The 13,214-nt window shown below is 29.8% G+C and carries 9 protein-coding genes; 6 read left to right on the top strand and 3 right to left on the bottom strand.

Going from position 1 to position 13,214, the window contains the following annotated elements; translation table 11 throughout:
* Nucleotides 1–30: 30 nt before the first annotated feature.
* The gene (locus tag BVC87_RS01055) at nt 31–3,405 is read left to right on the top strand and encodes a hypothetical protein (protein ID WP_075340482.1); all 3,375 of its coding nucleotides are present in this window, start codon (nt 31–33) and stop codon (nt 3,403–3,405) included.
* 310 nt (nt 3,406–3,715) lie between these two features.
* A complete protein-coding gene (locus BVC87_RS01050) occupies nt 3,716–4,192 on the top strand; it encodes a hypothetical protein (protein WP_075340481.1) in 477 nt (158 codons plus the stop codon).
* Here BVC87_RS01050 and brnQ read toward each other — a convergent pair.
* Together brnQ and BVC87_RS01040 are read right to left on the bottom strand one after the other, a co-directional pair.
* A complete protein-coding gene (gene brnQ / locus BVC87_RS01045) occupies nt 4,189–5,466 on the bottom strand; it encodes a branched-chain amino acid transport system II carrier protein (RefSeq protein WP_075340480.1) in 1,278 nt (425 codons plus the stop codon). The genes BVC87_RS01050 and brnQ overlap by 4 nt on opposite strands.
* Nucleotides 5,453–6,259: an alpha/beta fold hydrolase gene (locus BVC87_RS01040; protein ID WP_075340479.1), complete on the bottom strand. Its 807-nt coding sequence runs from the start codon at nt 6,257–6,259 to the stop codon at nt 5,453–5,455. Before BVC87_RS01040 ends, brnQ begins: the two co-directional genes overlap by 14 nt.
* Nucleotides 6,260–6,304: 45 nt before the next feature.
* On the opposite strand from BVC87_RS01040, the gene BVC87_RS01035 reads away from it, so the two are divergent.
* The 4 genes from BVC87_RS01035 (at nt 6,305) to BVC87_RS01020 (ending at nt 11,862) form a co-directional block, all read left to right on the top strand.
* The gene (locus tag BVC87_RS01035; protein ID WP_075340478.1) at nt 6,305–7,090 is read left to right on the top strand and encodes an alpha/beta fold hydrolase; all 786 of its coding nucleotides are present in this window, start codon (nt 6,305–6,307) and stop codon (nt 7,088–7,090) included.
* Nucleotides 7,091–7,394: 304 nt separating this feature from the next.
* Nucleotides 7,395–8,231 carry a helix-turn-helix domain-containing protein gene (locus BVC87_RS01030; RefSeq protein ID WP_159439292.1) on the top strand — a complete coding sequence of 279 codons (837 nt, stop codon included), beginning with the start codon at nt 7,395–7,397 and terminating at the stop codon, nt 8,229–8,231.
* A 3-nt stretch (nt 8,232–8,234) separates the two neighbouring features.
* Nucleotides 8,235–9,353: a helix-turn-helix domain-containing protein gene (locus BVC87_RS01025; protein ID WP_075340476.1), complete on the top strand. Its 1,119-nt coding sequence runs from the start codon at nt 8,235–8,237 to the stop codon at nt 9,351–9,353.
* Nucleotides 9,354–9,486: 133 nt separating this feature from the next.
* Nucleotides 9,487–11,862, top strand: coding sequence for a TonB-dependent receptor domain-containing protein (locus BVC87_RS01020; RefSeq protein WP_075340475.1), 2,376 nt, complete (start codon nt 9,487–9,489; stop codon nt 11,860–11,862).
* Nucleotides 11,863–12,316: 454 nt separating this feature from the next.
* Here BVC87_RS01020 and BVC87_RS01015 read toward each other — a convergent pair whose 3' ends face one another.
* The gene (locus BVC87_RS01015) at nt 12,317–13,105 is read right to left on the bottom strand and encodes a hypothetical protein (RefSeq protein WP_075340474.1); all 789 of its coding nucleotides are present in this window, start codon (nt 13,103–13,105) and stop codon (nt 12,317–12,319) included.
* Nucleotides 13,106–13,214: the final 109 nt, after the last annotated feature.

Here is a 13,214-nt window from a genome sequence, read left to right as displayed (position 1 = left end):
ATTTTTACCAAGATTTCGTTGGTAGATAATATGATTAGAAAAGTACTTGTTTTTTTGCTGTTAGTAGGGAGTACTGGTTTTGCTCAGCGAAATCTCAAAGAATTTCGATCAAAAAAGATTAAAGTTAAAAATGATACTATCCAAATAGACTCCCTTAGTATTAACCCAACTTTTTTTAGAATAAGTACTTCGAAAAATGAGAGTATTCCAGCTGATAAATACAAGGTAAATTTCCCTAAAGCAGAGTTAATCATTGATAAAAATGAGTTTTCTGAAATTACCATAGAGTACTTGCGTTTTCCAGATTTTATTACCAAAACATATACGCCTTTAGATGAAAAACTCATTGTTCCTAACGCAAATAACACAGGAAAACTATATAGCCTAACTACGAATAAAAAGAAAAAAGATTTTAAACTTTTTGATGGACTAAAAACGCAGGGTTTTATTGCTAGAGGGATTACCACGGGAAACAATCAGAATGCAGTAACTAATGCTTCATTGGATTTAACTTTAGAAGGTAAATTGTCTAAAGATGTATCTATTAAAGCGAATATTTTTGATAATAATTTTCCGTTACAGCAAAACGGATTTTCACAAAGCATCACTAATTTCGATCGCATATTCATTGAATTATTCAGTAAAAATTGGCGGGTTAAAGGAGGGGATGTTTCTTTAGCGAATACTGATAGTTACTTTCTAAATTTTGAAAAGCAAGTTTCTGGTTTAGAAGCTGAGGCAAACTTAAGTCCAAATACAAAAGTTTCTGCATCTGGAGCTATTGTTAGAGGACGATTTTCAGCATTTAATTTTGTAGGAGTAGAAGGTAATCAAGGTCCCTATAAAATATTCGGTCCCAATAACGAAGGGAATATAGTTATTGTTGCTGGTAGTGATGCTGTTTTTGTCAATGGAAGTAAAATTGAGCGAGGTGAAAATAAGGACTATGTTATTGATTATAATTTGGCAGAAATTCGATTCAATACTACATATCCAATTACAAACGATATGAGAATTCGTGTAGAATTCCAGTTTTCCGATCAAAACTATACTCGTTTTATTACGTATGAAAAAGCACAATATCAAAATGATAAATTTTCAATCACAGGCTATTTTTACAATGAAAATGATGCTAAAAATCAACCCATTCAACAAGGCTTAAGTGATAATCAAAAACAAATTTTAGCCAATGTAGGTAATGATATTTCTCAGATGGTATCACCTAGTGCCTTTGCAGATGTGTTTTCTGAAAATCGAATCCAATACCGAAAAATAATGGTAAGTGGTGTCGAAACCTTTGAGTTTTCAACTGATGAAAATGAAGAGTTATTTTCTGTTACCTTTTCTAATGTTGGAGTAAATCAAGGAAGTTATGTTGTAGACAGGGCAATTGCTACAGGAACAATTTATAGATATATGGGACCTAATTTAGGTAGTTTTGATCCTGTAGTACGATTAATAGCGCCAACAAGCTTACAAGTTGCTGCAGTAAATTCAACTTACAAACCTTCAGAAAAAACAGTTATTCAAGGAGAATTAGCATATAGCAATTCAGATCAAAATTTATTTTCGTCCATCGATGATGAAAAGAACCAGCAAGTTGCATCAAAATTGAACTGGAATCAAGTAATACTCGATCGAAAATGGAAATTGTCTAGCAAGGTTGACTACGAATTTGTACAAGAAAACTTTAGAACCGTACAGCGTTTTAGAGCAGTGGAATTCAATAGAGATTGGAATGTAAGAGAACAACTAGGAAACCAACAGCAAATAGCAACTGGTTTAACCTTAAAAAGTAACGATACCAATTTTGTTTTCTATAGTTTTAATCATCTGAATTTTTCAAAAAGTTTTAATGGAAACAAACACGAAATACAATCAAGTTTAGGAAATCAAAAAACAAGATTTACGTTAAAAAGTAGTTTTTTATCGAATACATCTACCATAGAAAAAGATGCGTTTTTTAGGCTAAACACAAAAATAGAACGTAGTTTAGGAAAGTCGTGGATTGGTGGTTTTTTAGGTGTAGAATCTAATGAAATTAAAAACAGAACTACAAATGAGTTTAGTAATTTAAGTCATCAATTTCAAGAATATGAAGGGTATTATGGAATTGGCGATTCTACTAAAGTTTTTGCTAAAATAGGACTGAATTATAGAACGAATGATAGTATAAGAACGAATCGTTTTACTCAAATTAACAATAGAAATACGCTGTATTTACAAAGTAGATTGATTCAGAATAAAACCACCAACTTATCATTATATGCGAATTATAGATTTACAGACAATAAGTTTACGGAAAATGAACAAGCATTAAATTCTAAAATAACTTATAACCAGCGTTTTTTTAAAAACTTTTTGAGTTTAGGAACCGTATATGAAACATCTTCTGGGAACATTGCGCAACAAGATTTTGTCTATGTAAAAACAGAACCAGGTCAAGGTTTTTATACTTGGAACGATTACAATAATGATGGAGAACAGCAATTTGAAGAATTTGAAATTGCTGAATTTCAAGACCAAGCAGAATACCTAAGAGTTCCGTTACCGAATTTACGATTTTTACCTACACAAAAAGTTGGCTTAAAACAATCTATAATTCTTAATCCACAGTTATGGAAGGATAAAAAAGGATGGAAAAAAATCAGTTCTCATTTTTATAATCAAACTTTTTTAAGCATTAATAATGAACAAAGAAGGGTTGGAGATCAATTCAATTTTAATCCATTTGATTTAAATGAAGGTGAATTGGTAAGTCTTCAGTTTAATATTAGAAATAGTTTCTTTTTCAATAGAAACCTACAAAAGTATAGTTGGATTTATACGTATGGTAATACTAAAAATAAGCAGCAATTTTCCATTGGAGCACAAGAAAATACATCTTTTATCCATCAATTAGAATTTCAGCATAAACTTTCTCCATTGTGGTTATTTGAGTTTATAACCTCTTACAGTGAGAACGATTTGCAAACCGAGAATTTTGCCAATAGGAATTATAATTTAATTCTAAAAGAATTGCAGCCCAAGCTGAGTTACTTATTTAATAAAGATCATCGATTTTCTATTTTTTACCATGTAAAAGATAAAAGAAATACCCAATTAGGATTAGAAGAATTGAATCAACAAAAATTAGGATTGGAATATTTTTATTTGAATGAAAAGAAACAACAGATTTCTGCCGATTTTACCATGTTTCTAAATGATTTTACAGGGAATTCCAATTCTCCTGTTGGTTATCAAATGTTAGAAGGTTTACAAACAGGTGAAAATTTCACGTGGAATGTAGTATTTAATCAAAAATTAAATTCTTTTTTAAACTTGAGTTTAAATTATTTTGGGAGAAAAAGCGAAAGTTCTAAAGCAGTACATTCTGGTACGGTACAGTTAAAAGCTATTTTTTAAGAAATATAAACTTTGGTTCAATTTTTGAACATAAACTGAAGATAACATAACACTCACTTTAACTAAACCATTATAATAAAAGTGTATTTTTGTTACCATAATTAGTAGATCACGTGAATCTCATTTAAGAATAATAGTGTCACTTCGAGTGAAATTATTTGTAATGCAATGAAAAATAATTTTATATCGAGAAGTAATAGCCTTGTTCTCGATACAATTTTATTTTCATTTTGTAAAATTATTCGAACTGACAAATTTTTTTATCTAAGATTCGTGTTAGACAAATAATAATCCAACAATTCAACGTATAATGAAAAAGGTAATTGCAGTTTTCGCATTTTTAATGAGTTTTTTAGTGCAAGCTCAACAAGAAATTAGTTTAGATTTAACAGATGCTTTAGTAATGAAAACAGTAGAGGTTAATTATGAATATTATATCAGCGATCAATCTTCTGTAGGTATTTCTGGGCTTTTCAATTTTGAAAATGACAATGCAGATTTCAGATATAATGAAGATAACATGTTTACACCTTTCTTCCGCCACTATTTCACTACTGCTAAAAACTGGAACTATTTTGGAGAGATTTTCTTTGGATTAAATTCAGGGAAAGATGATAGTAGAGTTTCGTATACTGACGGTGCACTTGGTATTTCTGCGGGTTCTAAATACGTGTCCAACGGTGGATTAATGGTGAGCATTGTTGGTGGTTTAGGTAGAAACCTATTCACTGAAAGATCACCTGCTGTGGTGCCAAGAGTTGGGTTAAGCGTTGGTTACCGATTCTAAATTTTGATCCTTTTTTCCAAAAAAGAAACGATTATAAAAGTAAGTAATGCAGGTAATACCCAACCTAAGTGATGCTTAGCTAGTGGTATAAGTTCTTGTACTCCGCTTAAGTGTTTTTTATCAATGATAAACTGTAAAAAATCTGGAATACTAAATATAAAAGCAACGATCACAACAGTTCTAAATAGAGTTGGTGTTGCTAGTTTCTCAGGCAGAAGATTTAGTAAGATTAGTACAATAGTAATAGGATAGATAAACATTAGTGCTGGTAATGCAATATTTATAATGTAATGTACATCAAACTGCCCAACAACAATACCTAACAGACAACCTACCAGAGCAGTTATGGTATATGCTTTTTGATTGTTTTTGAATATACCTTTAAAGTAATCAGCAGTACCCGTAATAATTCCTACAGCAGTTGTGAAACAAGCTAAAGCAACTAAAATACTCAAGAAAGTGGTTCCTATATTACCTAAAGTTTTTGTGCTTAACCCTGATAAAACCTCTGTTCTGCTTGCTTTATCACCAAAAAAACTGCCAAACAATGCGCCATTATATATAAGTCCTGCATAAATTATCAGTAACCCTAAACCAGCTACAAATCCTGACTTAGTAATTAATTCTTTTTTAGCTTCAAAAGAAGTATTTGTATTAAAATTCATAGAAATTACGAGTACACCACCAATAACCACAGCACCAATAGCATCAAATGTCTGATACCCTTCTAAAAGCCCATCTATAATAGGAGTATTAAAAATAGAAGGTGAGATTATACTATTGGAAGAAAATATTCCAATGAAAATTACAGAAAGTAAAATTAAAACGATTAAAGGAGTTAAAAATCGCCCAATAAGGTTCAAAATTTTACTTCTATTCATTACAAATGAAAACACAAGTATAAAATATATAGTACTTGTGATTAACGAGTTGATTTCAAAGTATGGTTGAATTGCCATTTCATGAGTTACAGAAGCAGTCCTTGGGGCAGGTAAAGCAATAGAAATAGCGTAGACAATTAAACAATATACTAAACTAAATATAGGAGATACTTTTTTACCAAAATCATACATTGTTCCTTGTAAACGCGCATGGGCTAGAATACCAAGAATAGGAATAAAAACAGCAGTAATAAAAAAACCAATAGTAACCCAAAACCACATATCTGCAGCATTTTTTCCTAAAAAAGGCGGGAGGATTAAATTTCCTGCACCAAAAAACATAGAGAATAAGGCGAATCCAGTAATTAGAATTTGTTTTTTAAAGTTCTGCATTAGTAGATTTAGAATTTAAGGAGTTGATGAAAGTTATAGTTTTGTCATTAAAAATTATTGGTTGTTCTATATTAACGACATGTCCACACTTTTTAATTACGAATAACGATGAATGAGTATGATTTTGAACTACTCTTTTTATAGGAGGTAAAAATAAATGATCTTCGGCTCCCATTACGTATAATGTAGGTATTTTAATATCTTTAGTCCTAAAAAAGCGCAACAAAGGATTAATTTCAGAAGTAAGTTTAAACCATTTTAAAAACTCTTTTTGGTATAGTTTTTTTGCCTCATTAATGAATAATAATCTTGATCTTTTGTGATTTTTTCTTGGCATTATAATAAAAGCAAAGAGTTTATAAAGTAACATATATGGAATAATAGACTTACAAACATTACCAAATTTCATCAATAATTGAGATCTAATATCTAACTTTAAAATAGCACCCCCCAACACCATACTTTTAACCAAATCAGGTTTTTTTTCTGCAAGATTTCTAATCAATATAGAACCCAATGAAATACCTACAAAATGTGATTTTTTAATTTTCAGATACTCTAGTACTTCTATAATATCTTTAGTAACACAATCAAAAGTATAGTCATTTTTAAAGAGCTTTCCTAAAGAAGGTTTGCTTCTACCATGACCCCTTAAATCAAGAATTAGAACATTATAGTATTTTTTAAATACCCGAACCTGCTTGTACCAAATTGTACTACTCCCTCCTGCACCATGTACAAAAGTTACCCAATCTTTAGCAGTTTCATGTAAGTATGTATTGTAGTATAACAACTATTGTATTTTTATTTATAGGATGAAGATACATATTTTTGTCATATGGAAAATTCAATTACTTTTAAAAAAGCTAAGGTTACTTATTTTAGATATGGAACAGGCAAAGAAAACTTAGTTTTACTACATGGGTTTTTAGAGAACTCAAGTATGTGGGAGCTAGTAATTGAAGAGTTTTCAGCTCGATATAACATAATTTGTGTGGATTTATTAGGGCATGGGAATTCTGAATGTGTTGGATATGTTCATACTATGGAGGATATTGCAGCATCAGTTTATGAAGTATTGAAAGCAGAAAACATTAATAGAGCTAGCTTTATTGGTCATTCCATGGGGGGTTATGTAGCATTGGCTTTAGCAGAACAATATCCAGATTGTGTTGGAGCTTTATGTTTGTTGAATTCTACATCACAAGCAGACGCTGAGGAAAGAAAACAAATTAGAAATAGAGCCATACAGATGGCTAAAACGAATTATTCAGCCTTAGTATCCATGTCTATACAAAACTTATTTGCCTCAGAAACTAATAAACAGTTCCAAAAAGAGATAGAAGAATGTAAAAAACAAGCATTAGCAACACAAATTCAAGGTTACATAGCTTGTTCAGAAGGAATGAAATTGCGAAAAAATAGAGAGGTAGTTTTAAAAGAAGGGAGTTTTGAAAAATTGATCATAACAGGAGAAAAAGATCCAGTTTTAGCTATTGATGCTATTAAAAGTGAAGCAAATCGAACAAATACATCTATAGTAACCTTATCTAAAGGTCACATGAGCCATATAGAAAATAGTAAAGAATTGTTAAGTAGTTTAAAAGATTTATATTTGAATTGAAGCTACAAAAATGAATGATTTAGATTTAAGGGTATTTATAGGAATCCTTGCTACTTTTATAACATTGCTTTTTGCCATATTTATTTTCTCAGTAAAGGCTGAAAATAAATTGAGTAATCGCTTGTTTGGTATCTTTTTGATTCTAAGTTCTATTGAAATAAGTGGTTTTTTTATACACGATTTTTTTATGACTTCATTGGGTGTTTTAATGTTTAAAAACACTATTTACTATTTAATTACTCCAGTATTTTATTTTTACGTTTGCTCAGTTTGCTATTCCGATTTTAGGTTTAAAAAGAAACATTTGTGGCACTTACTTCCTTTTGTTATTGGAAATATAGTAATGATTCCGAGATTTTATATGGGGAAAAGCGAGCAAATAGCCACCATTTCTTTGGATGTAATACATACTTGGGAAGTCATATTTATGCATATATCTATGCATATTCAATCAATATATTATTATATCATGAGTATAGTTGTATTGAAACGTGCAAAAAATATATTTTTTGAGAACCATTCTAATAACACAATTCAAGCATACAAGTGGTTATATCAAATTGTAATTTTTTGGATTATAATTTTTACCATAGCAATCATTAAAAACATACTTAAATACTCACACGTAGAAACTACTATTTTCTCTAATTCACAAGTAGTCTTAATATTTGCTATTTTATTAGTTACGTGTTGGTATATCTTAAAAGCATTGAATAATCCTGATTTATTTAAAGGAGTAGATTCTAAAACAAAGCTCACTAAAGATTTATTGGAAGAAATAGGTAAAAATGAGGAGCATCAAAATATAATAGGTCGCTTAAGAATATTTATGGAGGAAGAAAAGCCATTTTTAAATCCTTCACTATCGATCCGAAATTTAGCGCATCAAATGAAGATTGCTCCAAGAGAACTTTCAATAGCAATTAATCATGATCTGAATCAGCATTTTTTTGATTTTGTAAATGAATATCGAATAAAAAGAGCAATGAATTTATTAACAGATAAACATCAACCTAAACTAACAGTACTCGAAATTTTATACGAGGTAGGTTTCAATTCAAAGTCATCATTCAATACAGCGTTTAAAAAGTATACCAATTTAACTCCTACACAGTTTAGAAAACAGGCGCTTAATTCTTAAGATATGGATAAAGTTTCGATAATAGCAGTATTAGGATTCATCATTTTCTTATTATTCTTATTTTTTGCGGGCTTTTTATTAACTGTAAAAACAAATAAAAAATTAAGTAACATTTTATTAGCTTGTTTCTTAACTGTTACAGCCTTAGATATCAGTGTCTTTTTTTATTCAGTACTTGTAACACCAAATCTGACTCTAGAAATGTTACGTATTAAACTATCAGCTTTTAAAGATCCACTGTTGTTTTTATATGTACTTTCAGTAATATACTCCAATTTTAAACTTCGAAAAATTCATGTACTACATGGTTTGTTTTGGGTAGTAAGCATTATAATCCTCTTTCCTAATTTTTTCCTTGCAGATAATGCTGTTAAAGAGTCTTTTTTTGCAAATTATGATACAAAATGGGAAGTTAAATTTTTAGATCTTATTGGTTATTTTGTTTCTTTAGGCTACTTCTTGGCAACTTTGTATTATGTGTTACGATATCGAAAATTGATTTTAGAGAATTATACAAATTCAGATGTTTTAAAAAACTATAAATGGTTGAAGCAATTACTGATTTTAATAACAATTGGACATATATTAACATTGATAAAAGGTTATGCGAGAGATACAATTGGAAATGATGAAATAACTCAAACTTTGAGAATTGTAGTATTACTCTTTGGTGTGTTTTTTATTTTTTGGTTATTCTTAAAAGCATTAAACTCTCCTAAACTATTTAGAGGTGTTGATGTACACCTTTCTACATCTAAAGAAATACAAAAGGAAGTTGAAGAAGATGATAGTAAAATTCAAGATTTGAAAAGTTATATGGAAAAAGAAGAACCTTATTTAAATCCAGATTTAACGATTCGAAAACTTGCTGAACATATGAAAATGCCCATGAGAGAATTGTCTGTGTTAATCAATCAAAAATTGAATCAACATTTCTTTGATTTTATAAATGAATACCGAATCGAAAAAGCGAAAAACATACTTTCAGATGCTACAAAAAGTAAAGTAACAGTTTTGGAAATCTTATATGAAGTTGGTTTTAACTCAAAATCATCATTTAATACTGCATTTAAAAAACACACGGGTAAAACTCCTACACAATACAGAAAATCAATTTGTTAGCGTAAAGTCGAACGTTTTAAAAAAATAGTCGAACCAATTTTTAAAGAAGAAAAAAGTTCGACTTTGTGTTCTCGGTCGCATAAAATGAAAGTCTAAAGCACTTTTGTGTCATCAAAACAAAAACACAAAAATTATGAAACGTTTAGCTTTAGTAACACTTTTATGTATTTCTTTATTTTCCCATGCACAAAGTATAAAAGGAAAGGTAGTAGATAACTTAGGAAATATTGCTTTTGCAGATATAATATTAAAAGATAATTCAGGAAAAATTATCGCGGGAACCAATTCTAACGATGAAGGAGTCTTTCTTCTTAAGAGTCCAAAAGGTGAATATACTGTAGTAATTTCTTTCTTAGGATATACAAATTGGACGAAACAAATATCAGTAACTAATACAACAATAGATTTAGGAATAATCACCTTGGTAGAAGATACAGAAAATTTAGAAGAGGTTGTTATTCAGTCTAAAAGAAGAGTGATCCAACAAAAAGTAGATCGATTAATCTTTGATGTAGAAAAGAGTGTTGTTGCAGAAGGAGGAAATGGCGTTGATATTTTAAATGTAGCTCCAAGAGTTCAAATTCAAAATGGAGTATTAGAGATTTTAGGGAAAGGACCATCTAGAGTGTTAATTAATGGTCGTTTATCACCATTAGAAGGAGAAGAATTGACTGCTTTTTTAGAAGGGTTAAATGCTAATGATATTAAAACAATTGAAGTAATTACTACACCTCCAGCAAAATTTGAAGCAGCAGGTAGAGGTGGTTTAATTAATATTATATTAAAAAGATCAAAGTTAAATTCTTGGAATAATACTTCCAGAGTAGTTTACAATCAAAATGAATATAATTTTGGCTCGCTTCGAAATAACTTTTCATATAATAAAAATAAACTTTCTTTAGTGGCAAGTATTAATGCAACTAAAGGTCATTTTAGACATACAGAAGATTTACAAATTCAATACCCACAAAACTTTTGGGATATTGCTATAGAATCTAAAGAAAGAAATGAAAATTATTCAGGAAGGTTTCAGTTAGATTATCAAGCTTCAGAAAAAACTACTTTAGGAATGCAATATTTAGGGAATATTACAAAGCCAGGTGGATTCACCACGGTAACTTCTACAGTTTTTGATGAAAATAATCAATTGGATAGGTGGATAGATAATAAAGGAGATAATAACATTGATAGAAGAAATAATGCTATAAATTTTCATGCAGAAACAAAATTAGACACGTTAGGTAGATCTATTGCTATCGATGCAGATTATTTCAACTACAATTCAAAAAATAATAGAGATTTTACAACAGAAGTTTTCGGAAGTAATGGTGATTCAATGGGGATAACTTCTGCTGCACTGAATATTTCAGATCAAGATATAGAAAATTATAGCTCAAAAGTTGATGTGAACTATCCAATTAACAAAGTAAATTTATCATTTGGAGGAAAAGTAAGTTTTACAAATACAAAGAGTGATATTTTATTTTTTGATACACTTTCAGGAGATCAAGTTTTAGATCCATCAAGATCTAATAACTTTGAATATCAAGAGAATAATTTAGCAGCTTATGTTTCTGCGGCTACAAGTTTAACAGCAAAATTAGAATTAAAATTAGGGGTTAGATTAGAAAATACCAATACAAAAGGTATTAGTGAACAAGCAAATCAAGAGATCGAGAATGAATTCACAAAACTGTTTCCGACAGTGTATGCATCGTATACTAAAAATGATAATCATACATTTTCATTTTCTTATGGAAGACGTATAGATCGTCCAAGATTTTCAGATTTGAATCCGTTTAGATATTATATTAACGATAATAGTTTTGGAGAAGGAAACCCATTTCTACAACCATCATTCACAGATAGTTTTGAGTTGTCTCATACGTATAAAAGAAAGTTAAGTTCAAATGTGTTTTTAAACGTAACAACAGATGGTTTTGGTGTAATTTTCACTTCAGATCCAGTAGCTCAAACTCAAATAGTAACAAGAGATAATTATATTACTCAATACAATTATGGAATTTCAGAGAATTACAATGCCAACCTTTTTTCTTGGTGGGAAAGCCAAAATAGCTTTAATATTTTAGGGTATTATTCAAAGTTTCAAAAAGATATTGGAGCTACTCCAAGAAATGGTGTTCAAGTAAGAGTATCTTCAAATAATACATTTTCAATAGCTAAAAAATCAAAACTTTTAATGAATTCATGGTATAGTTCTGCTTACAATGGAGGTTTATTCAGTGTTGGAGAAATGTATAGTGTATCTCTTGGTTTTCAACATAGTTTTAAGAACAATATAAAACTGTCTGTTTTTGCAAATGATATTTTTAATACTAGTGCATTAAATAATTTGACTTCAATTGTTGATGGAGTAGAACAAGTTTACGGACAAAATGATAGTAATAGAAACGTAAGAATTTCTTTGTCATACAGTTTTGGAAACAAAAAAATAAAGGTAAGAGATAGAAAATTTGGTAACGACGATGAACGAAGAAGAAGTAATTAAATCAATAAATATGAGTAGGGAAAATGCTTGTTAAAGGTGTTTTTGTTTTAAGATTCCTGCAATGGCAGGAATCTTATTTTTTGAAATTGATTTACAGAGTTATCATTTCGAGACCTTCAATAAAAAATTGAGAAAGGTTGTAATGACATGTTACTAAAAAAAACGACCTATTGATAAGAATTTGTAAAAATCAAGGGAGCAGGGTTGACTGAAAGATGAAAAGCTGTTTGAGCGTTAGCGAGTTCTTTTCATCTGTGGCTGGAGATACCGTAGTATTTTTAAATTCTTATCATTTGAGTCTTGATTTTTGCTCCTTTGCATCAAGGCAAAGGAGAGTGAAATAGAGGTTGTTTTGAATGTTAGTGTAAGTGTTAGTTTTTCAGTGTTTAAAGAAAAGGCATCAATGATAGTTCAGTCAAGAGTAATTTATTTAACTATTATAGTTTATATAGCATTAAAAAGTATACTCTACTCCCAGTACCAATCCAGAAACAGTTTCACTTCCCAATCTAAAATTATGATAACCGGTATATAAAGCCGTTTTTCGGATATGATATTTGACTTGACTTTTAAAGACATTCACCTTATCATCATTTATAAAGCTTTGTTTCCAGCCTACATGTAAACTAATTGGTTTTACAGGATAAACATCTAATCCTAAATTATATGAAAATCCCCAAGTATCTACGGAATCTCCAACATAAGTTCCTCCAATTCCCCACCAAAGAGAAAAGTGATCTTCCCGTACTCTATAATAATTGACATTAAAAGAAGAAATAGGTAACGACTCAGAATTCAATAATGTTTTTTCAGAAAAATTTACATGAGAAAACTCAAGACCAATTATAGGTAATGGTTTAAAAACAGCATTAAACTCTAGTCCATTAACTCTGCTAGCTAAATAATTAGCGCCAATTTTAAAGTTTACGGATTGTGTATCATCATGGAAATCTCTGGTGTACTCCCCATCGCCATTATAATACGGATACGGATTAATTTCAGTATAATCAGCACTTCCAAAAGCTACACCCAAAGTGGTATAATACGCTAGTTCTAAAACAAAGCTTTCAAAAAATAGTTCAAAAAAACTAGGGTCATCATCTTCACTAGAGGAATTAGAACTCCTTGTAGTTGTACTTACGCTCTTAGAACTTTTGCTAAGACTTTCTTTAGCTTTTCCTAAAGTACTTTGGGAAAATGAAAGGTAAGGGATAAAAAATAGTAATAGTAATTTGTGTTTCATAGTTTTTCGGTTTCTCTTTTTTTATCAATTTTTATACCCTAAATTTTGAAATATCAATCCGATTGTTAACTTTAAGGGTTAATTAACATTTTTCTGTTAGTATTTAATC

Source organism: Tenacibaculum agarivorans (assembly GCF_001936575.1).
Classification (GTDB): Bacteria; Bacteroidota; Bacteroidia; order Flavobacteriales; family Flavobacteriaceae; genus Polaribacter; species Polaribacter agarivorans.
Note: the sequence above shows the minus strand (reverse complement) of the source record. Positions and strands in the feature narration are given on the sequence as shown.

What these genes read in the sequence shown, in the direction of transcription:
- BVC87_RS01055 (WP_075340482.1), top strand. Translation starts at nt 31, where the DNA reads ATGATTAGAAAAGTACTTGTTTTTTTGCTGTTAGTAGGGAGTACTGGT.
- BVC87_RS01050 (WP_075340481.1), top strand. Translation starts at nt 3,716, where the DNA reads ATGAAAAAGGTAATTGCAGTTTTCGCATTTTTAATGAGTTTTTTAGTG.
- brnQ (WP_075340480.1), bottom strand. Translation starts at nt 5,466, where the DNA reads ATGCAGAACTTTAAAAAACAAATTCTAATTACTGGATTCGCCTTATTC.
- BVC87_RS01035 (WP_075340478.1), top strand. Translation starts at nt 6,305, where the DNA reads ATGGAAAATTCAATTACTTTTAAAAAAGCTAAGGTTACTTATTTTAGA.
- BVC87_RS01025 (WP_075340476.1), top strand. Translation starts at nt 8,235, where the DNA reads ATGGATAAAGTTTCGATAATAGCAGTATTAGGATTCATCATTTTCTTA.
- BVC87_RS01020 (WP_075340475.1), top strand. Translation starts at nt 9,487, where the DNA reads ATGAAACGTTTAGCTTTAGTAACACTTTTATGTATTTCTTTATTTTCC.
- BVC87_RS01015 (WP_075340474.1), bottom strand. Translation starts at nt 13,105, where the DNA reads ATGAAACACAAATTACTATTACTATTTTTTATCCCTTACCTTTCATTT.